The 20,735-nt window shown below is 62.7% G+C and carries 19 protein-coding genes; 10 read left to right on the top strand and 9 right to left on the bottom strand.

Translation table 11 applies throughout. The features are described 5' to 3' along the window. Positions 1-24: 24 nt before the first annotated feature. The 6 genes from sctR to AC07Y9_RS29850 all read left to right on the top strand — a co-directional run bounded on the left by sctR (position 25) and on the right by AC07Y9_RS29850 (position 5,538). Positions 25-675, top strand: coding sequence for a type III secretion system export apparatus subunit SctR (gene sctR, locus AC07Y9_RS29875; RefSeq protein ID WP_053280203.1), 651 nt, complete (start codon positions 25-27; stop codon positions 673-675). A gap of 11 nt (positions 676-686) precedes the next feature. Then, the gene (gene sctS / locus AC07Y9_RS29870; protein WP_053280204.1) at positions 687-956 is read left to right on the top strand and encodes a type III secretion system export apparatus subunit SctS; all 270 of its coding nucleotides are present in this window, start codon (positions 687-689) and stop codon (positions 954-956) included. Between the two features lie 2 nt (positions 957-958). After that, complete coding sequence (sctT, locus tag AC07Y9_RS29865; protein ID WP_087091830.1) at positions 959-1,747, top strand: type III secretion system export apparatus subunit SctT; 789 nt, start codon at positions 959-961, stop codon at positions 1,745-1,747. After that, entirely contained in the window at positions 1,744-2,796 is a 1,053-nt protein-coding gene (locus tag AC07Y9_RS29860; RefSeq protein ID WP_102681240.1) for an EscU/YscU/HrcU family type III secretion system export apparatus switch protein, read from the top strand. Before sctT ends, AC07Y9_RS29860 begins: the two co-directional genes overlap by 4 nt. Next, entirely contained in the window at positions 2,793-3,530 is a 738-nt protein-coding gene (locus AC07Y9_RS29855) for a lytic transglycosylase domain-containing protein (RefSeq protein ID WP_207240251.1), read from the top strand. Before AC07Y9_RS29860 ends, AC07Y9_RS29855 begins: the two co-directional genes overlap by 4 nt. 118 nt (positions 3,531-3,648) lie before the next feature. Beyond that, entirely contained in the window at positions 3,649-5,538 is a 1,890-nt protein-coding gene (locus AC07Y9_RS29850) for a hypothetical protein (RefSeq protein WP_256581000.1), read from the top strand. Positions 5,539-5,617: 79 nt separating this feature from the next. On the opposite strand, the gene AC07Y9_RS29845 is transcribed toward AC07Y9_RS29850, so the two are convergent. From AC07Y9_RS29845 to AC07Y9_RS29825, 5 genes are all read right to left on the bottom strand, one after another. Next, a complete protein-coding gene (locus tag AC07Y9_RS29845; RefSeq protein WP_102681239.1) occupies positions 5,618-6,505 on the bottom strand; it encodes a LysR family transcriptional regulator in 888 nt (295 codons plus the stop codon). A gap of 6 nt (positions 6,506-6,511) precedes the next feature. Further along, positions 6,512-7,198 (bottom strand): cysteine hydrolase family protein, encoded by a 687-nt coding sequence (locus AC07Y9_RS29840; protein WP_102681238.1) that lies wholly within the window; start codon positions 7,196-7,198, stop codon positions 6,512-6,514. A gap of 297 nt (positions 7,199-7,495) precedes the next feature. Next, on the bottom strand, positions 7,496-8,521 hold the full coding sequence (locus AC07Y9_RS29835; protein WP_102681236.1) for a histone deacetylase family protein: 1,026 nt from the start codon (positions 8,519-8,521) through the stop codon (positions 7,496-7,498). A 12-nt stretch (positions 8,522-8,533) separates the two neighbouring features. Next, entirely contained in the window at positions 8,534-9,763 is a 1,230-nt protein-coding gene (locus tag AC07Y9_RS29830) for a Zn-dependent hydrolase (RefSeq protein ID WP_102681235.1), read from the bottom strand. 169 nt (positions 9,764-9,932) lie between these two features. Further along, positions 9,933-11,237 (bottom strand): MFS transporter, encoded by a 1,305-nt coding sequence (locus AC07Y9_RS29825; protein ID WP_092422230.1) that lies wholly within the window; start codon positions 11,235-11,237, stop codon positions 9,933-9,935. Positions 11,238-11,419: 182 nt separating this feature from the next. Between AC07Y9_RS29825 and AC07Y9_RS29820 the strand changes: the two genes are divergently transcribed. After that, positions 11,420-12,355: a LysR family transcriptional regulator gene (locus AC07Y9_RS29820; RefSeq protein ID WP_102681234.1), complete on the top strand. Its 936-nt coding sequence runs from the start codon at positions 11,420-11,422 to the stop codon at positions 12,353-12,355. Here the strand turns inward: AC07Y9_RS29820 and AC07Y9_RS29815 are convergent. Genes AC07Y9_RS29815 through AC07Y9_RS29805 form a run of 3 tightly spaced genes read right to left on the bottom strand, consistent with a single transcriptional unit; the run spans position 12,349 to position 15,328 of the window. Beyond that, positions 12,349-13,278 carry a 2-hydroxyacid dehydrogenase gene (locus tag AC07Y9_RS29815; RefSeq protein WP_102681233.1) on the bottom strand — a complete coding sequence of 310 codons (930 nt, stop codon included), beginning with the start codon at positions 13,276-13,278 and terminating at the stop codon, positions 12,349-12,351. The genes AC07Y9_RS29820 and AC07Y9_RS29815 overlap by 7 nt on opposite strands. Then, positions 13,275-14,030, bottom strand: coding sequence for a class II aldolase/adducin family protein (locus tag AC07Y9_RS29810; RefSeq protein WP_007928209.1), 756 nt, complete (start codon positions 14,028-14,030; stop codon positions 13,275-13,277). The genes AC07Y9_RS29815 and AC07Y9_RS29810 overlap by 4 nt, the downstream gene beginning before the upstream one ends. Continuing rightward, positions 14,027-15,328 carry an MFS transporter gene (locus AC07Y9_RS29805; protein WP_102681232.1) on the bottom strand — a complete coding sequence of 434 codons (1,302 nt, stop codon included), beginning with the start codon at positions 15,326-15,328 and terminating at the stop codon, positions 14,027-14,029. The genes AC07Y9_RS29810 and AC07Y9_RS29805 overlap by 4 nt, the downstream gene beginning before the upstream one ends. 155 nt (positions 15,329-15,483) lie before the next feature. On the opposite strand from AC07Y9_RS29805, the gene AC07Y9_RS29800 reads away from it, so the two are divergent. Next, positions 15,484-16,470 (top strand): LysR family transcriptional regulator, encoded by a 987-nt coding sequence (locus AC07Y9_RS29800; protein ID WP_102681231.1) that lies wholly within the window; start codon positions 15,484-15,486, stop codon positions 16,468-16,470. Position 16,471: 1 nt separating this feature from the next. Here AC07Y9_RS29800 and mrdA read toward each other — a convergent pair whose 3' ends face one another. Next, on the bottom strand, positions 16,472-18,364 hold the full coding sequence (gene mrdA, locus AC07Y9_RS29795) for a penicillin-binding protein 2 (RefSeq protein WP_102681230.1): 1,893 nt from the start codon (positions 18,362-18,364) through the stop codon (positions 16,472-16,474). A gap of 243 nt (positions 18,365-18,607) precedes the next feature. On the opposite strand from mrdA, the gene AC07Y9_RS29790 reads away from it, so the two are divergent. Both AC07Y9_RS29790 and AC07Y9_RS29785 read left to right on the top strand, forming a co-directional pair. Further along, a complete protein-coding gene (locus tag AC07Y9_RS29790) occupies positions 18,608-19,540 on the top strand; it encodes a TIGR03571 family LLM class oxidoreductase (protein WP_102681229.1) in 933 nt (310 codons plus the stop codon). Continuing rightward, on the top strand, positions 19,530-20,534 hold the full coding sequence (locus AC07Y9_RS29785) for a zinc-binding dehydrogenase (RefSeq protein WP_102681228.1): 1,005 nt from the start codon (positions 19,530-19,532) through the stop codon (positions 20,532-20,534). The genes AC07Y9_RS29790 and AC07Y9_RS29785 overlap by 11 nt, the downstream gene beginning before the upstream one ends. The last annotated feature ends 201 nt before the right edge of the window (positions 20,535-20,735 follow it).

Genomic DNA, 20,735 nt, shown 5'->3' with positions numbered 1-20,735 from the left:
AAAAACAGCCCCCGGAGCGAATCGATGAACCTGCTGGACCAGCCGCTGCACCTGATTCTTCTGCTGTCCGCGGTCTCCATATTGCCGTTGCTGCTGATCCTTGGAACGTCCTTCCTGAAACTGGCGGTGGTGTTCTCGCTCCTGCGCAACGCCCTGGGCATCCAGCAGATTCCACCGAACATTGCCCTGTACGGCCTGGCGTTGATCCTGACGATGTTCATCATGGCGCCCATCGGCCTGGAGATTCAGGACAACCTGGCGGCCAATCCCATTCAAAGCGAGTCCGACGATTTCATCAGGCAGGTCGACAGTGGAATACTCGCGCCGTATCGAGTGTTTCTTGAACGCAATACCGCGCCGGACCAGGCGCACTTCTTCTCAAGTATCGGCCGCGACATCTGGCCACAGAAGTACCACGATCGCCTCCCCGACAGCTCCTTGCTGGTGCTGATGCCCGCCTTCACCGTCAGCCAGTTGATCGAAGCGTTCAAGATCGGCCTGCTGCTGTACCTGCCCTTTATCGCGATCGACCTGATCGTCTCCAACGTCCTGCTCGCCATGGGCATGATGATGGTCTCGCCGATGACCATCTCGATGCCCCTCAAGCTGCTGGTGTTTGTCTTGATGAATGGTTGGGAAAAGCTGCTGGGCCAACTGATGTTGTCGTTCAACTGAGGGCATGGCGGATGAGTGAAGCGCTGATTACTCAACTGGCCATGCAGATGATGTGGTTGGTCCTGCTGCTGTCGTTGCCGGTGGTGGTGGTCGCCTCCGTGGTCGGGGTGCTGGTCAGCCTGGTGCAGGCCCTGACCCAGGTGCAGGACCAGACCATTCAATTCCTGATCAAACTGGTGGCTGTGGCCATTACCCTGGCGATGACCTTCAACTGGATGGGCGACATCCTGCTGGCCTATGCCAACCGGTCGTTCGAGCTGATCAACCAGATGAGGGCCTGAGCGTGGATACCCTGGCTCAATGGCTACCCGTGATCGGCCTGTGCATGCTGCGCCCCCTGGGGGTGATGCTGATGGTGCCGCTGTTCAACCAGGCCACCCTCGGCGGCACGCTGGTGCGCAATGCCCTGGTGCTGATGATTGCCCTGCCGCTGATTCCCTTTCATGACACCTGGCCAACCCTGGAAAGCGCTCGCCAGAACGCCACGGCCGGACGCTACCTGATGCTGATCTGCGGTGAGTTGAGCATCGGCCTGATGATGGGTTTTTGCGCCGCCATCCCGTTCTGGGCCATGGATATGGCCGGATTTCTGATCGACACCTTGCGGGGCGCTTCCATGGCCAGCGTGCTCAACCCCCTGCTGGGCCAGCAATCGTCACTGTTCGGCATCCTGTTTACCCAGGTATTTGGCGTGTTGTTCCTGGTGACCGGCGGTTTCAACCAGTTGATCGCGGGGATCTATCACTCCTACAGCGTCTTGCCCCCTGGCGAAGTCTTTCATTTCGGCCCGGGTTTTCTGGCGTTCCTGTCCCGTCAGTGGCAACTGGCCTATGAGTTGTGCCTGCGTTTCTCGATGCCGGCGATTGTCGCCATTCTTCTGGTGGATATGGCCCTTGGCCTGGTCAACCGCTCGGCCCAGCAACTGAACGTGTTTTTTCTGTCGATGCCGATCAAAAGCGCCTTCGCCCTGCTGATGCTGATCATGAGCCTGGGCTTCGCGTTCAAGGCGCCCCTTGAACAGAGCAGCCAATGGGTGCGGCAGGTACTCACCTTGATGGACCACCTGCGATGAGCGAAAAAACCGAGCAACCCACGGCGAAAAAAATCCGCGAAGCTCGCGCCAAGGGCCAGGTCGCCAAAAGCACGGAGGTCACCAGCGGCGTGCAACTGGCGGTGATGCTCGGTTATTTCATGTTCGAAGGCGACTACCTGCTCGACAGCTTCACGGCACTGCTCGACACCACGATCAACGCCATCAACCTGGACCTGGCCTCCGCGCTCAAGCAGCTGGGCGAGCTGTTCGCGGCGATCGTTGTGCGGGTGGCAGGAGGCATCGCGGCCATGCTCATCCTCACCACCCTGGTGGCCATCGTTGCCCAGACCGGACCGTTACTCGCGCCCGAGGCGCTCAAACCCTCACTGGAAAAACTCAACCCGCTGGCCAACGCCAAGCAGATGTTTTCCATGCACAGCCTGTTCGAGTTCGGCAAATCCCTGGCCAAGGTCGGGGTCCTGTCGCTGATATTTTTCTACCTGATCCGACAGTACGCGCCGTCCATCCAGTTCCTTCCCCTATGCAGCGTGGCGTGCGGCCTGGAGGTCAGCACACAGTTGCTGTACTGGATGTGGTCGGTGCTGATCGGGTTCTACGTGATGGTCGGCATCGCCGATTTCGCCTTCCAGCGCTACAACACCAACCAGCAATTGATGATGTCGCTGGAGGACATCAAGCAGGAGTACAAGAACGCCGAAGGCGATCCGCACATGAAGCAAAAACGCAAGGAAGCGCACCGGGAAGTGCAAAGCGGCAGCCTGGCGGCGAATGTCGCCAAATCCACAGCGGTAGTGCGCAACCCCACCCACATTGCGGTCTGCCTGTACTTCAAGCCCGGCGAAACCCCCTTGCCACGGGTGATCGAAATCGGTCACGACCATGTGGCATTGAACATCGTCGCCCTTGCCGAAAAGGCGGGTATTCCGGTAGTCGAGAACATCGCCACCGCCCGCGCCCTGGCTGCCCAGTGCGACGTGGGCCGCTACATTCCCGCCGAGCTGTTCGAACCGGTGGCGCATATTCTGCGAATCGCCATGCAGCTGGACTACGAGCAGCAAGCGCCATGATCCGCTGGCGAAGGTTAGTGGTCGGCATGGGGCTGCTCCTGGCCTGTGGCCCGGTTGCCCTGGTCTGTGCCCAGAACATCGAGTTGGACGCGCCCCTGACCTGGACCCGAGGTGACCTTCAAAGCGATATTTCTCCTGCGCCGGCCACCCTTGTCCCGCCCTCTTCGCCTCCTCCTTCTGCGATCAGCGTAGCGCCATCCCCGCCCCTCCTCCCCTACGGCCCACTGATTGACAGCGTGGCCAGGGAGTACCACCTCGACCCACGTTTGCTGCACGCCATGATTCACGTGGAGTCCCGGTATCAACAGGACGCTGTTTCAAATAAAGGCGCGATCGGCCTGATGCAAGTCATGCCCCTCACAGGCGCGCGATTTGGCTACACCGACCTGAGCAACGCACCCGACAACCTGCGCGCCGGCGCGGCCTACCTGAGATGGCTGCTCGATCATTTCGATCACAACCTGGAACTGTCCATCGCCGCCTACAACGCAGGAGAAGGTGCGGTAAAAAAGTACGGCCGGGAAATTCCGCCTTACCCCGAAACCCAGACTTATGTCACTCGCGTCATGGCCCGCTACCGGGGAACCCCCATGGGGGGGGCTGCTCCTGACCAGGCGCGCCAATCCGAAGTCCGCGCAACGGAAAATCCATCGACAGCACTGCGCAGTGCCGCGGTGTTCCTACACACCCTGGGCTCGCTGCTGTTGGCTTCGCCGGAACACCAGGATGGGTAAAGCAGTAAACAACATGGCTGGTATTGAGTTGGGAGCAGCGCCTCGTACCACAGTGAAACTGAATGACCAGCCTCCACGAGCAGTCGAAAGCAACAACTAACCCAAGAGGAAATCCCCCATGCTGACGCCGAGTCATTCGCTACCTAACCTGCACGCCGCCAGTCGTCCCCATGAACTCTCCGAGAACGAAAACACCGCTGAAAAAAAATGCAACTCAGCCAACACCGGCATATTTGCGTACAACACATCAGCGGCAATGCTGTGCAAGGTCGATGATGCCTCCCATCGACTTGCACAAGATGCACCTTGCTCGCTGAACGGCAGCACCTTGGAGTTATTGAGTTTGACGCTGGTCAAGGACAAGGACTGGCCCGTCGATGTGCCCCTGGTCTGGAAACATGATGCTGATACCCGGCCCTATACGGCATTTGTCCCTGGGGAGGGGAAATGCTGGGTGGATGTCGGGATGTTATCCGCGGACCAACAAAAACAGAGTATTGAGATATGCCACGACGGCAAGGACAACTACTTGGCAAGCAAATCCGGAGAGGTCTGGGCAGCCTGCGGCGAAGATGCTTTTTTTAAAACGATGCTGGCCGTCAGGGGGGATGTCTCTGTAGATGCGATCAGTGACAAACAAGCCGCCGAGTTTCGCAAACAGTTGGCTAGCAATGCCCTTGAACAGCGCACCGTGCTGGGAGCGCTGTGGCAAGAGGGACTCCAGGAGCCTGTGAAATTGGAGGGTACAGGCGCTGTCACTGCTGCAAAAAACATCAAGAACCCTGTGAATGCCGTGCCTATCAATCTGGAGCGCAATCCGCGCTGGATCAATCCCGAGACCAGGCCGGCTTGTAAATACTCCCCGGTCAAAGTAGGCGATCTGCCGCATAAAGACGCCATTAAAAACACTCGGGAAGACGCCATTAAAAGTATGCAGGCGGTTCTTGATAAGCGCATTGATACCTGCCGGGAGCTTGCCATGGACCGCGCAATACCCAGTGCTGGCAGTTGGTTTTCATTTGTCAGGGGCCCGCAGTTACATGAGCCACACCTGAACAAAGGCACTGTTCCGGCACTGGTCATCAGTGGTGGAAGTGCCAGCAAGCTGAGTGCAGACCTCAGTAAGGACTACAGCCTGGCATGGCACCCGAAAAACATGACGAATGAGCGTGGCACGCATGCCGAGCCTGTCTATCTTCTTGTCCACAAGCTCGATTACCCGACCTATGCCTCGACGATGAAAGAGCTGCTTGAACAGTACCCGAATCTGCATCTGGTCGGTTGGGATGGTGGAAAGTTGACAGGGTTTGGCGCTGCGCGAGCATCGGCCCTGGCCTTTGCCGATTCCCTTTCGTATCGCCCTGAAAGAGTCATGATGATCGATCAGGATGTTGTAAAGACGGAACAGACCAGACATACCAACCCAAGGGTGCGAACTGCAGTGGAAGGTCTGCACCAGACAAGCCATCAGCCGATTGCCGGCTACGGTATTGGTTACCCGGCGCGACAGTCGCCTCCCACACCTTTCGGAGAAACACTCCCGCCCACGCCAGCAGATCTTAACGGGCCAGCGGAACAGTTCGTTTCAATCAAGGCACCGTTTCGCAAGCAATGGGAGGATGGCATTTACCCTCCTTACATGGTTGCAGGTGGCGAAGACATGTTGATGAGCAAGGAGCTAGGCCTGAGCAAAGATGGGCGCAATACGGTTTTGCCAGAAGAAAGAATCATCAAGAAGGAGCTGCAGGGGCCAGCGGACACCCCGAATGTCTACTGGAACGAAGGCCGTACCCAGACCCTCAAGGCGCTCTTCGAAGCGGAAAAGAATACCTGGGTGGAATTCGAAGAGCAGAAAATGAGCCTGGATGATCTGCTGCATAAGTTCAAAGACAATGGGTGGATCGCTTCACACCCGAGCGTTGAGTCTTACAACGTTTCGGCCTGTGTTATTGAACGTATTATTTTGCGGCTGAACAATGAATTAACTAAGGATGCACAGCAAAAGTAATCAATCGCTCCCAATGCCAATCAAGCGCAATCCACACAGGAGCGGGCCTGTTTACGCGTTGCAGGACGAAGAGCCAAGGTCATGACTTGGCCCGGTAATACTCGGCCATGAAATCGACAAATACCCTGACCTTGGCGGGCAGGTTCCGGGCATGGGGATACAGCGCATAGTAATGACGCACACCGAGGGTGTAGTCGGGAAGAATCCGCACCAGCCTGCCGGCCAGCAGGTCGTTCTGCACGGTGGCCAGGGTAAAGGCGGCAATACCCCCGCCGGCCAGGGCGCAGGCGTGCAGCGCGGTGATGGTGTCGGTGTGAAAACGGCTGTCGGCGGTCACGGTGACCGGCTCAGCCTTTTCACTCACCAGGGACCACTGCGTGGCCGAGGCAAAGGTCAGCAGCCGATGCTCGCTGAGCTCGGCGACGCTGCGTGGCAGGCCACACCTGAAGACGTAGGCCGATGACGCGACCATCACCATGGGCGAGACCGTAAGCAAGCGCGCGACCAGGCTGCTGTCGGCCAAGGGCCCGCAGATGCGGATGGCCACATCGAAGCCATCGGCCACCAGATCGACAAAAGGGTCCGAGCAGGACAGGTCGACCTGGATGTCCGGATACCGCTGCTGGAACGCCGGCAGCCAATGGGCCAGCTCCAGGGTGCCGACCACCAGCGGAGCACTGATGCGCAGCAACCCGGAGGGACGTTCCTGCTCCAGTGTCACGGCCTGGGACGCGGCATCGACGCGATCCAGGATGTCCACGCAGGCGGTGTAATAACGCTCGCCCGCCGCGGTGAGGCTCATGCGCCGGGTATTGCGATTGATCAGGCGCACGCCGAGCGTGGACTCCAGTTGCTGCAAGTGTCGCGACACCGAGGAGTGCGTGGTGTCCAGCCGCTCGGCAGCAGCGGAAAACCCCTGGGCTTCGACGATGCAGCGGAACACACGCATGGCGAGCATCTGATTCATAGCGAGTTAGCGCACCGGCAATTTAAGGATCTGGGCCGTGGTCATCACGTCACCGAAGGTGTCCTCGACCTCGGCCAGCGCGGCCTTGTGCAAGGTGTCCTTGTCGATCGTGTCGCCGTTGACCCGGGTAATGTCGCGAGTGGCCGAGGCGTCGGAGGCGACTATGACCTTGTAGCCCAGGGGCGCGGCATCACGGGCGGCACCGGCGACACAGGCGTGGGTCATGAGGCCGGAGATGATCAGGTTCTCGATCCCGGCGCTCTTCAGGCGCTTATCCAGATCGGTACTGGCGAAGACGCTGACCGTGCTTTTCTGCAGCACCCTGTCCTTGGCCCGCGGCTGCATGTCGGGGTGGAACTTCACGGTTTCGCCATCGATGGCGAACACTGCCGAACCGGCCGGTGCAACGTGCTGGACGTGATAGACCGGCAGGTTGTGGCTGTCGGCGAACTTGATCAGCTCACGGGTATTGGCCAGGGCCTTGGCACCGTCCGGGATCGGCATCTTGCCGGTGAAGTATTCGTTCTGGAAGTCGATCACCAGCAATGCGGACTTGCCGGCCGGCAACTCGTTGATCGGCATGGCGCCCGACATGGCACGAATGGTCGGATGGCCTTCAGCCAAGGCAGCAGTGCTGGCCACAATGCCGGAAAATGCACAGGCGGCGAGGAAACGACGGGTAAAACGTTGCATGGGTATTTCCTTCTTCGGTCGAGTGAATAAGCAAATGCTAGGGAAATACCTCAAGCTCGAACACAGCGCAGGTAGCACAGGGTCTGTGCGGTTTTCGCACAAATTGGAGGGGTTCGGCAATCTGCAATATGTGTGGTTCACCGCTCAGCGGCTGTCTGCCGAAGCACCGCCCATGAAGGGCGAGCCCCGCGTTATCGTTGACCTCCATCGCAGGCAAGCCTCGCTCCTACGGACAGCGGCGCCTGTGCTTGCGTAGGAGCGAGGCTTGCCCGCGAAGCGATCTCACAATCCCCTCGATCAAAGCTTCCAGGCCCCTGCTTCGGCAAAGAATGCCCGTGCATTGTCTTCCAGGCTTTCCAGGTGGTAGCCGCCTTCCTGCACGATCAGGCACGGCAGGCCGAGGCTGCGGATGCGTTCGCCGAGGCGGGCGAAACCTGCGCGGGTTACCGCCACTTTGCTTTGCGGGTCGAGCTCGTAGATGTCGAACCCCAGGGACAGCACCAGCACTTGTGCGTCGAAGCTTTTCACCGCCGCCAGGGCGGTTTCCAGTTGGGCGAGGAAATCGGCTTCGCTGGCGCCGTGGGCCATTGGCAGGTTGAGGTTGTAGCCCTGCCCTGAGCCGCTGCCGCGCTCGTCGGCGAAACCGGCGACACCCGGGTAGAAGTTGGTCGGGTCGCCGTGCACCGAGACGTACAGCACGTCGTCGCGTTCGTAGAAGATTTCCTGGATGCCCTGGCCGTGGTGCATGTCGGTGTCCAGCACCGCGACCCGGGCGAATTTTTCGCGCAGTACCTGGGCGGCGATCGCCGCGTTGTTCAGGTAGCAGAAACCGCCGGCGGCTTCGGCCCGGGCGTGATGGCCCGGCGGGCGGCACAAGGCGTAGGCCGCCGGTTCGCCGTCAAGCAAAGCGCGGGCGCCGGCAATCGCGCTTTGTGCCGACCAGTAGGCCGAACGCCAGGTCAGTTCGCCCACCGGGCAGCTGCCATCGGCCAGGTAACGCGCGGCCTGGGCGAGAATGCCGCGCAGGGCGTTGGGCTCGCGGACGAAGATGTTCGACATCACCTCGTCGCCCCAGTCCTCGGGAATTTCCTTCCAGTGCTGGTGGGCTTCCTTGAGGAATTGCAGATAGGCCGCGCCGTGCACCGCCAGCAGCGGCTCCAGGCCGGCATCCTCCGGTTGCAGCACCTCAAAGCCCAGGGAGTGCGCGGCCTGGACCAGGCGCTGGGCGCGTTCGGGCACTTCCTGCGGGGTGCGCATCTGGCCGCGGGAGTAATAGCTGCGCGGATGGTGCAGCAGCTGTTCGGGGTGGAAAAAACTGCGCATGACCTTCTCCTTTCATTCGACCTGGCCGGCGCGGGCCAGCACGGCGTTGAGCAATACGTCGGTGCCCTGGCGCACATCCTCGGGCAGTACGTCTTCGGCTTCGTTGTGGCTCAGGCCGCCGACGCACGGGATGAAGACCATGGCCGTGGGGCAGAACCGCGCCAGGTGAATCGCGTCATGGCCGGCGCCGCTGACGATCGATTGCTGAGCGTAGCCCAGGCCGTCCACCGCCTGCTGCACAGCCGCCACGCAGTCGGCATCGAAGGGTGTGGCCGGGCTGATCCAGTGCGGGCTGATGGTCACCTTCAACTGGCGTTGTCCGGCAATGGCGCCAAGCCGCGCGCGGACCTCCTGGTCCATCGCGGCGATGGCGCTGTCGCGGTGGTGCCGCAGATCGACGGTGAACTGCAACAGGCCGGGAATGGTGTTGCGCGAAGACTTGGCGATGCTCAGCTCACCGACGGTGGTCAGGCCCTCGGGGGCAAAATCCGTGGCCAGGGTTTCGATCGCCAGGATCATCTGCGCGGCGCCGTAGAGCGCATCCTTGCGCAGCGGCATCGGCGTGGTACCGGCGTGGGCCGCCAGGCCTTCGACCTGCACGTCGAGCCAGCGGATCGCCTGGCCACCGCTGACCACGCCGATGCTCTTGGCGTTGTCTTCGAGGATCGGCCCCTGTTCGATATGCGCCTCGAAGTAGGCATCCACCGCCCCGCACAGGGGCCGCGTACCGGCGTAGCCGGTGGCGTGCAGGGCCTCGGCGACGCTGATGCCATCGGCGTCGCGCACCGCCAGGGCGCTCTCCAGGTCCATGATCCCGGTGAACACCGCCGAGCCGAACATGGCCGGGGTGAAACGCGCGCCCTCCTCGTTGGTCCACACCGCTACCTCCAGCGGCTTGCGGGTCTGGATCCGCAGATCGTTGAGGCGGCGCACCACCTCCAGGCCGGCGAGTACGCCGTACACGCCATCGAAGCGCCCGCCTTCGGGCTGGGTGTCGAGGTGGCTGCCCATCATCACCGGGGCGGCGTCGGGGTCGCTGCCCGGACGCCGGGCAAACAGGTTACCGATGGGGTCGACACTCAGGCTCATGCCGGCCTCGCGGCACCAGCTTGCAAACAGCTCGCGCCCGGCCTTGTCCTCCTCGCTCAGGGCCAGGCGGCAGCTGCCGCCACGGGCGGTCGCGCCGATTTCGGCCATGGCCATCAGGCTCGCCCACAGGCGTTCACCGTTGATCTTCAACATGCTTCGGTTCTCCGGATTCGATTAGGGTCTGTACGAAAAGTCGGCGAGCGAAGGTCAGGCAAGGCAAAAACAGGCGAGGAAGCGGAGTTTAGGGGCCTAAATGAGCATTCCGAGCCTGTTTTTAACGCAGCATGACCGAGCGCAGCCACTTTTCGTACAGAGCCGGGGCTCAAGCCATTTCCAGGCGGTGGACGGCTGCATGGCGACGGGCCAGGGCCAGCACGCAGAGCAGCGAGATAGTCGCGATCAGGCTGTAGAACAACGCCATCGGCCACCACTGGCCGGCGAATTGATGGGCCAGCCAGGTGCCGATCAGCGGCGTCAGGCCACCGGCCACGGCGCCGCAGATCTGATAGGCCAGGGAGATCGCGGTGTAGCGCACGCGGGTCTCGAACATGCCGCTGACGTAGCCGGCGATCACCGCATAGAAAGACGCCATGCACACCACCGCCAGGGCGATGCCGAGGATGATCAGCGGCGCCTGGCCGCTGCTCACCAGCACGAACATCGGGTAGGGCGAGGCCATGGCCAGCAACGACACCAGGCACAGGAAGCGCGTGGCGCCGATCTTCTCGGCGGTCCAGGCCGCCAGGGGCTGGATGCAGAACTGGATGATCGCCACCACGAACAGGCATTCCAGGATCAGCGAACGCGGCAACCCCAGTTGCTGGGTGCTGTAGGCGATCATGAAGGTGTTGGTGAAATACACCCCGGCGATGCCTAAGGTGTTGGCGCCGATGCACAGCAGCAGCGGGCGCCAGGCGCTGTGCAGCACTTCCATCACCGGCGCCTGTTCCTTGCGCAGACTCTTGTGCGCCTGCTCGCGGCTGGCGAGGAATTCCGGCGACTCATTGACCCCCAGGCGAATCGCCAGGCCCACCACCAGCAACAGCGCACTGGCGAGGAACGGCAGGCGCCAGCCCCAGCTCATCAGGTCTTCTTCGGGCAGGCGGGTGACCGCGCTGAAGGCCAGCAGCGACAGGATCAACCCGGCCGGGCTGCCCAACTGCGCAAAGGAAGCAAAAAAGTTGCGCCGGCCCTTGGGCGCATGCTCGCCGGCCATCAACACCGCCCCGCCCCACTCGCCACCGACGGCGATGCCCTGGACGATGCGCAGCAGGATCAGCAGCACCGGCGCCGCCGCGCCGATCTGTGCATAAGTCGGCAGCAGGCCGATGCACACCGTGACCACGCCCATCATCAGCAGGGTGATCACCAGGGATTTCTTGCGCCCGATGCGATCGCCGATATGGCCGAACACGATGCCGCCCAATGGCCGGGCGAAGAAGCCCACGGCGAAGGTGCCGAAGGCCGCCATGGTGCTGAACAGTTTGTCGTCGGAGGGGAAGAACAAGGCGCCGAACACCAGCGCCGCGGCGGTGGCGTAGATGTAGAAGTCGTACCACTCGATCATGGTGCCGATAAAGGCGGCGGCGGCCGCACGGCGCGGCTGGGGCGAAGCTGAAGGCTTCATGGATCGTGCTCCTTTGATTATTTTTCTGGCAGGAGAGAACGGGAATGCAGAGGCGCTCTGACGGCGCCTGTCTGGGAGGGATTTATCGTCGCGAGGCTATAATTAGTCAATTTTCTATTTATTATGCTAATTATTACTGCTGCTTATTATCAGCCCTGTCCTTCGACCCAGAGCCCCGCGCCATGTCCAACCGCCTGCCCGACCGCCTGCTCAACGACCGCCTGGACTGGAACCTGCTGCGCACCTTTCGGGTGATCGGCCAGGAGCTGAGCATCAGCCGCGCGGCCGCTCGCCTGCACCTGACCCAGCCGGCGGTGAGCCAGGCCCTCAAGCGCCTGGAGGAACAATTGGGCCGCCAGTTGATCGCCCGGCGCGGACCACGTTTTGCCCTGACCGAAGTCGGCGAGCAGATCTTCCACCTGGCCGGCGAGATCTACGGGCAGATGTCCCAGGTCAGTGGCGTGCTGGAGCAGCCGGCCGACGAGGTGATCGGCAAGGTGCGCCTGCTGATGATCAGCCGGATCTTTTCCGCGCGTTTCGATGACTTCCTCGCCGACTTCCACCGCCAGCACCCGCGGGTCGACCTGGAGATCGAGGTGCTGCGCAGCTCGGACATCGTCAGCGCCCTGCAGGAAAAAACCGCGACCCTCGGCCTGAGCCTCAACCGCCGGCCCCAGCCGCGCCTGGAACAGCGGCTGTTCCTGCGCCAGCGCTATGCGTTTTTCTGCGGCAAGCACCATGGGCTGTTCGGTCAGCAGAACGTGTCCGAAGGCGATTTGCAGCGGGAGAATTTTGTCAGCTTCACCAGCGACCAGATCGGCGGCATGCTTTCGCCGCTGACCATCTTTCGCGACCAGCAGGGTTTCAGCGGGCGCATCGTCGCCTCGTCGCCGAGCCTGGAGGAAGTGCGGCGCCTGGTGATCGCCGGCTACGGCATCGGCTGCCTGCCCGAGCATGTGGTGGCGGCCGACGTCGAAGCCGGGCTGCTGTGGCGCCTGCCGCCCGACGAAGGCATCGCCGACGTCGACATCCATCTGCTGTGGAACCGCGAACAACGCATGAGCCGCGCCGAGACGGTCTTTATCGAGGCCTTGCAGGCCGGCCTGGGCGCTCAGTAACCCTGGGCCCTGTCCACCTCGTTCAACAGCGCGGCGCCGGCTTGCAGGCGCCGCAGGTTGTCCGTCACCTGCTCGGCGATGCAATCGTGGGAGGCCGCCGAGGCCATGTGCGGAGTGAGTATGACCCCGGGTGTCGTCCACAGCGGATCATCGGCCGGCAGCGGCTCCTGTTCGAACACATCGAGCAAGGCGCCACGCAGTTGGCCGCTGGCCAGGGCCTGTTGCAGGTCGTCGAGGTTGAGGTGGCCGCCGCGCCCGACGTTGACCAGCGCCGCGCCATGGGCCAGCCGGGCAAAGCTGTCGCGCCCGAGAATGCCGCGGGTCTCGGCGGTCAGGGGCAGCAGGTTGATCAGCAGTTCCACTTGGTCGAGAAAGGGCTCCAACTGCCCCGGTCCGACGAAGGTCTGCACCCCCGCCAGGCGCTTGGCGCTGCGAGCCCAGCCGCGCACGTCGTAGCCGGCGGCGGCCAGGTCGAGGGCAATGGCGCTGCCCAGGGAACCCAGGCCCATGACCCCGACCTTGAACTGCCGCGCCGGCCGTTGCAGCGGCCGCTCCCAGTGCCGTTCGCGCTGCTGCTGCAGCACCCGGTCGAAGCCGCGGTGATAGTGGATCACCGCCCAGCGCAGGTACTCGGTCATGCCCTGGCGGTGCCCCGGGTCCACCACCCGGCACACCGGCAGGTCCGGGCACGAAGGGTCGTGTTCCAGGTGGTCGATGCCCGCCGCCACCGAATGAATCACTTGCAGGCTGGGCAAGCGCCCCAGGCTGCCGGCGGGTGGAAACCAGCAAGCGGCGACCTGCGCCTGAGCGGCACGCGGATCGTCGGCCAGCACCGCCTGGACCTGTGGCGCACAACGGGCGAAGGCGGCCTGCAATTGCTTGAGCAACAGGCTGTCGCGGGACAGCAGCACCACGATGCTCATGACAGATAAGACTCGCGCTGGGACTCGATCAAGGTCAGGGCGGCCTCCCAGGCCAGCTCGATGATGTGGTCGGCGTCGTCGCGCTCGAACTGTTCGGCGGTGTGGGCGCAGACCTGCGGCGATGGGTAGTTCAGCTCGCAACCGCCGGCCAGCGCCTGGACCTGGGCCTGGCAGGCACGTTCGAGAAAATGAATCTCCTGGAACGCATGGGCGACGCTGGCACCGCCCACCAGCAGGCCGTGGTTACGCAGGATCATCGCCTTGTGCGGGCCAAGGTCGGCGATCAGGCGCTCGCGCTCGTCCAGGGACAGGGCAATGCCTTCATAGGTGTGGTACGCCAGCTTGCCGTAGAACTTCAGCGCGTGCTGGCTGATGGGCAACAGCCCCTGTTTCTGCGCGGCCACTGCGATGCCGGCGGCGGTGTGGGTGTGGATCACGCAGTTGAGGTCCGGGCGCGCCATGTGGATCGCCGAGTGGATGACGAAGCCGGCGGCGTTGACCCGGTGCCCGGCGTAGTGCGGGTCGACGATGCGCCCCTCCTGGTCGATACGCACCAGGTCGCTGGCACGCATACGGTCGAAGATCACCCCGTAGCGGTTGATCAGGAAGTGATGCTCCGGCCCTGGAATGCGCAGGGTGATGTGGGTGTCGATCAGGTCGGTCATGCGAAAGTGCGCGACCAGTCGATACAGGGCCGCCAGCTCGCAGCGGGCCTGCCATTCAATCGGGCTCATGTGTTCGGGTTTGCTCACGAATACACCTCTTTAGGAACGTGGTGGACAGTCGGGTTGGCGCGCAGCCGGGCCAGGCCACAGACGCCGATCAATGACAGGGCCGACAGCAGGCTGAAGAACACCGCCAGCGGCAGCCACTGTCCGGAAAACTGGCTGGCCAGCAGGGTGCCGATCAGCGGCGTGCTGCCACCGGCGACCGCGCAGGCCAGTTGGTAGGCGATGGAGATCCCCGAGTAGCGCAGGTGCACCGGGAAGGCCTGGGTCATGTAGCCGGCGATCACCGCGTACAGCGCCGAGAGAATCACCACCGCCAGGGCGATGCCAAGGGTCATCAGCACAATGTTCTGGGTGCCGACCAACAGAAACATCGGGTACGGCGTGGCCATGCACAGCAGCGCCACCCACTTGAGGAAACGCCCTTCGCCGATACGCTCGGCCAGCAGCGCGGAGACCGGCTGGGACAGCAGCTGGATGATCGTCACCAGGAACAGGCAATCGAGAATAGTCGCCCGGGAAATGCCCTGGTACTGGGTCACGTAGGTGATCATGAAGGTGTTGGTGAAGAAGAAACCGGCCGAGCCGATGGTCACCGCGGCGGCGGCGAACAGGATCTGCTTCCAGCAGCTGCGCAGCACCTCCATCACCGGGTACTTGGCGGTTTCGTTGTTGTCCCGGGCCTTGGCGAACTCCGGCGACTCATGCACGCCGGAACGGATCATCAGGCCGAACATCATCAGCACGCCGCTGGCGAGGAACGGCAGGCGCCAGCCCCAGTCGAGGAAGTCCTGCTGGTCCAGGCTGGTCACCAAGCGGAAGGCGATCAACGCCAGCAGCAGGCCGGCCGGGCTGCCGAGCTGGGCGAAGGAGGCGTAGAAGGTCTTGCGTTTGGCCGGGGCATGTTCGCTGGCCATCAGCACCGCCCCGCCCCACTCGCCGCCCACGGAAATGCCCTGGATGATGCGCAGCACAATCAGGCTGACGGGCGCCCAGATGCCGACGCTGGCGTAGCTGGGCAGCAAGCCGATGCCGGTGGTGGCCAGGCCCATCAGCGCCATGGTCACCAGCAGCATCTTCTTGCGCCCGAGGCGATCGCCGAGGTGGCCGAACACCATGCCGGCCATGGGCCGGGCGATAAAGCCCACGGCGAAGCTGCCGAAGGCCGCCAGGGTGCTCATCACCGGGTCGCTGCTGGGAAAGAACACCTGACCGAGGACCAGCGCCGCGGCCGTGGCGTAGATGTAGAAGTCGTAGAACTCGATGGTCGTGCCGATAAAGGCCGCCGCCGCGGCTCGGCGCGGCTGAGGAGTGCTGTGCATGCAAGGACCCTGTGTATTTGTAGTTTTGGGCAGGTGCGGAAGGCTGATCACGCGGCGCTCTCTGGCGCTTGTGGGCTTTATCGCCGTCGTGCAAGGATTAGTCAATTTTCAAATTCTTATCTTTGCTATTAGCACTGCTACTACATGGAGCCGCCATGCCCGCACCGCTCTCCACCTCCAACCCCTGGGTCGGTCGGCGTTTCCTCAACGATCGCCTGGACTGGAACCTGCTGCGCACCTACCTGGTGATCGGCCAGGAAGGCAGCATGAGCCGCGCCGCCGCACGCCTGCACATCACCCAGTCGGCGGTCAGCCAGGCCCTCAAGCGCCTGGAGGAACAGCTCGACTGCGTATTGATCGCGCGCAGCGGACGGCGCTTCGAGCTGACGGAAACCGGGGAGGAAGTGCTGCGCATCGCCACCGATATCTACGGCGATATCTCGCGCCTGGGCACGGTGCTGGAGAGCCGCAACGACGACGTGGTGGGCAAGATCCGCATCCTTACCGTCAGCGGCGTGCAAGCGCCGCATTACGACGAGTTCCTCGCCGATTTCCATGAGGCCCACCCGAAAATCGAGCTGGAAGTCGAGGTGATGGGCAGCTCGGACATCATCAGTTCACTGCTGCAAAAGACCGCGACCCTGGGGGTCGGGCTGTGCCGCCTGCCACAACCCAGGCTGGAACAGCGGGTGCTGTTTCGCGAGCGGTATGCCTACTTCTGCGGCCAGCGCCACCGGCTGTTCGGCCAGCAGGACCTGAGCCTGCAACAACTGGCCAACGAGAACTTCGTCAGCTTCACCAGCGACCAGTTGGGGGGCAACCTGTCACCGCTGACGCTGTTTCGCGACCAGCAGGGCTTTACCGGCAAGATCGTCGCCTCCTCCACCAGCTTTGAAGAGATCTATCGCCTGATCTGCGCAGGGTTCGGGATCGGCTGCCTGCCGATCCACCTGGTCAGGCGGGATGTCGAGCAAGGGCTGCTCTGGCGTTTGCCGCCGGACGAAGGCGTGGTGGATTTCGATATCCAGCTGCTGTGGCACCGGGAGCAGAAGATGAGCCAGGCCGAAACCCTGTTCCTGGACAACATCCAGCACATGCTCAGTATTCGTGAGCAGGTGCCGGACAGCCTGATGTTCAAATGACTCAGGCGTGGGGAACGTCCGGCCCCTTGCCAGGGCTGGCGTACTGCGGCTTCAGGTGGCCTTGCTGATCGAGCAGCCAGGCATCCATGACCTGACGTACCACGGGGCCCGCGACCCGGCCGCCGGCCTCGCCGTTCTCGATCATCACCGCCACCACGATCTGCGGGTGCTCGGCCGGCGCGAAGCCGACGAACAAGGCATTGTCACGATGGCGCTCGCGGGTCTTGAGACGGTCGTAACGCTCGCCCTGCTTGATCGCCACCACCTGCGCCGTACCGCTCTTGCCGGCGATGCGGTATTGCGCGCCGGCCGCCGCGTCGCGCGCGGTGCCCCGAGGCGCGTGCATCACCATCTGCATGCCGTGGCTGACCAGGTCCCAGTCGACCGGGTCCTTGAGCCGGATGTTCGGCATCGGGTGTTCGTCCACCGGCGCCACGCCATCGACGGTCTTGGCCAGATGAGGGCGATTCCACACGCCCTTGTTGGCGATCAGCGCCGTCGCCTGGGCCAGCTGCAGCGGCGTGACCTGCATATACCCTTGGCCAATGCCGAGAATCACCGTCTCGCCGGGGAACCACGGCTGACGCCGGGTGGCGCGCTTCCAGGCCTGGGACGGCATCAGTCCCGACGCCTCCTCGAACATGTCCAGGGAGACTTTCTCGCCCAGGCCGAACATCGCCAGGTAATCGTGCAGGCGATCGATACCGAGCTTGTGCGCCAGGTCGTAGAAGTAGGTGTCATTGGAACGCATGATCGCCGCGTCCAGGTCCACCCAGCCGTCGCCGCTGTGGTTCCAGTTACGGTATTTGTGGTCGACGTCCGGCAGTTGGTAGTAACCCGGATCGAACACTCGGGTCGAGGCGTTGACCACCCCGGAATCCAGCCCGGCGATCGCCACCTCGGGCTTGATGGTCGAACCCGGCGCATACAGGCCGCGCAGCACCCGGTTGAACAGCGGCCGGTCGATGGAGTCGCGTAACGCGCTGTACTCCTTGAAGCTGATGCCGGTGACGAACAGGTTCGGGTCGAAGCTCGGCTTGCTGACCATCGCCAGCACTTCGCCGGTCTGCGGATCGAGGGCCACCACCGATCCGCGACGGTCGCCCAGGGCCGCCTCGGCCGCCTCCTGCAACTTCACGTCGAGGCTGAGCACGATGTTTTTCCCAGGGATCGGATCGGTGTGCTTGAGCACCCGCATGACCCGGCCCTGGGCGTTGGTTTCCACCTCTTCGTAGCCGACATGGCCATGCAGTTCGGACTCGTAGAAGCGCTCGATCCCGGTCTTGCCGATCGACTGGGTGCCGCGGTACTCCACCGAGTCCAGGACCTTGGCTTCCTTCTCGTTGATGCGCCCGACATAGCCGATGGAATGGGCGAAGTGCGCGCCCATCGGATAGTGCCGCACGAACTGGGCCTCGACCTCCAGCCCCGGCAAGCGGTACTCGTTGACCGCCAGCACGGCGATCTGCTCTTCGGTCAGCTCATAGAACAGGGTGACCGGCACGAACGGGTGGCGTGACTGCTTCAGCGCCTTGTCGAACAGCACACGGTCTTCAGCGGGCAGGTGCAGCAGGCTGACCACCTGGTCCAGCTCGCCCTTCAGATCGGTGGTGCGCTCGCGGGTGATGGTCAGGTTGAAGCTGGGACGGTTGTCGGCCAGCAGCACGCCGTTGCGGTCGTAGATCAGGCCGCGAGTCGGGGTGATGGGCAGCACGTGCACACGATTGTTTTCGGAGATGGTCGAGTGATAGTCGAATTCGACCACCTGCAGGAAGTACAGGCGCCCGATCAGGGTGCAGGTGATAGCGACCACCAGGAGCGCGCAGGCCAACAGCCTTTTGTTGACCAGACGCGTCTCTTTTTCGTGGTCCTTGATCGGTATCGGTTCAGGCATTGCTACAGCTTCTCGTGGAATAGTGAACGCTGATCCGTGCGGGTGAATGTCGGTCCCTTGAAAAACGAGCTGCACCATACCAAAAACCGTCCCGGCGCTTTCATGAAGAATTCGGCCGATTCGTGATGCCCGCTCAAGATTGTTGTTCCGATTCATGCATTTTTCTGTGGGCCGGGCCTGGGGATACTGCTGCGCTGTGATCCCTATGACCGTCTTGCCACGGGCGAGACGCCGGAGCCCTTCATGCATCCTCGTTTTCAACGCCTGCTTGGCAGGAACAACTTTTCCGTCGGCCTGGAACTGCCGCTCGATAACGACTGGTCCAGCGATGGCCAACGCCTGCGCAAGATCGAAGATCGCCCCTTCGGCGTGCCGGACCTCAAGCAGCACGCAACCCTCGCCCGCCTGGCGGACCAGGCCGGCTTTCGCGCGCTATGGGTACGTGACGTACCGGTGTACGACCCGAATTTCGGCGATGCCGCTCAGGTCTTCGAAACCTTTTCCTACCTCGGCTATCTGGCCGGCATCACGCAGAACATCATGCTCGGAACCGCCGCGGTGGTCCTGCCGTTGCGTCAGCCGTGGCTGACCCTCAAGGCCGCCAACAGCATCGACGAGTTGAGCGATGGTCGCTTGCTGCTGGGGGTCGCCAGTGGTGACCGGCCGATGGAGTATCCGCTGTTCGGTGTCGATTACGCCCAGCGCGGAGAGCTCTTTCGCGATGCTGTCGAGCTGTTGCACAGCCAGGGACAGGATCATTTACCCGAGGGTGCGCATCTGCTGCCACAGCGTCCTGAAGCCGCACCGCTACTGGTGGCCGGGCTGGGCCAGCAATCGCCGGCCTGGATCGGTGAACACATGGACGGCTGGCTCGCCTACCCGGGCACCCCGGACGAACATCGCCGACGCGTCGCGCTCTGGCGTGAGGTCGGTGGCGACAAACCCTATATCAGTTTCGTCCACCTGGACCTTGCCGCTGACCCGCATGCCCCCATGCAGCGCCTGCGCTTTGGTGGCCGCTGTGGGCGCCTGGCACTGATCGAGGAACTGCAGGCCCTGCGTGAGGCAGGCGTGCAGCATGTCGGCCTGCATCTGCGCCGCAGTGAACGCCCGGTGGCCGAGGCCATCGAGGAAATTGCCGAATTCGTACTGCCGAGGTTTCACCATGCCAACTGAATACAACGCCTGGGGCTGGACCGCAGGAGCCGGCCTGGAAGGCCTTCAACTGATCCGCAAGACATTGCCGCAACCGGGAGCGAATGAAGTGCTGATCGCCAATAGCGCGATCGCCCTCAACCCGGTGGACTGGAAGATCATCGAGTGGGGACATGCCGATTGGCATACCGACCGCGTGCCTGGTGTCGATGGCGTTGGTGTGGTGGTGGCCGCGGGGTCCGCGGTGACGCTGAAGATCGGTACGCGGGTGGCTTATCACCAGTCGTTGAGCCGTGATGGCAGCTTCGCCGAGTATTGCCTGCTCGATGCCGATGCGGCGTTGCCGGTTCCTGAGGCGCTCGATGATGCGGTTGCCGCCAGCCTGCCCTGCCCCGGCCTGACCGCCTTGCAGGCGCTGGATAAGGTCCCCGTAGTGGGTGCGCGTGATGTGCTGGTGGTGGGGGCCGGAGGCGCGGTGGGTTCGTTGCTGGTCCAATTGGCGGTGCAACGCGGTTTGCGGGTGTGGGCGACGGCGTCTACCCAGCACCATGCGCGGTTGCTGGCGCAAGGCGCGGTCGGGGTTTTCGACTATCGGGCAGGCACCTGGCAAACCGAGCTGCAATCGCGACTGGGGGAGCGTCGCCTGCATGCGCTGTTCGATACCGTCAGCGGGGCTCAGGCGCGCAGGCTGGCAGCACTGCTGGGTTACAACGGGCACTTGGTGTGTATTCAGGATCGTCAGGAGGCAGCGCCATTGCCGGCGTTCAGCACCGCGATCTCACTCCACGAAGTGGCCCTCAACAGTATTCACGTTTACGGCAGCCGGGCCGACTGGCAACAGCTACGTCAGTACGCCGAGCAACTGATGAGCGGGACTGTATCGGGTCTGCTGCAACCTGCACCGCTGATTGAGTTCGACTTCAACCAACTGCCGGAGAAACTGCGGGCATTGAAGAATGGCGAGCAGCATGGCAAGTGGGTAGCCCGGCTGACCCACAGCAGCCTGGGACATTAACGCCCGCCAAGGGTGCCTTCGGCTTGAGGTAGTTCTTGAGTCGAAGCGCACTGCTCTCCGGTGACTGGAAAGGCTTTTCCGCGCACAAAAACAAAACCCCAATTGCTTTCGCAATTGGGGTTTTGGAATTTAATCTTGACGATGACCTACTCTCACATGGGGAAACCCCACACTACCATCGGCGATGCATCGTTTCACTTC

Source organism: Pseudomonas sp. GW456-L12, assembly GCF_059424045.1.
This window is presented reverse-complemented; position numbering and strand designations above follow the sequence as displayed.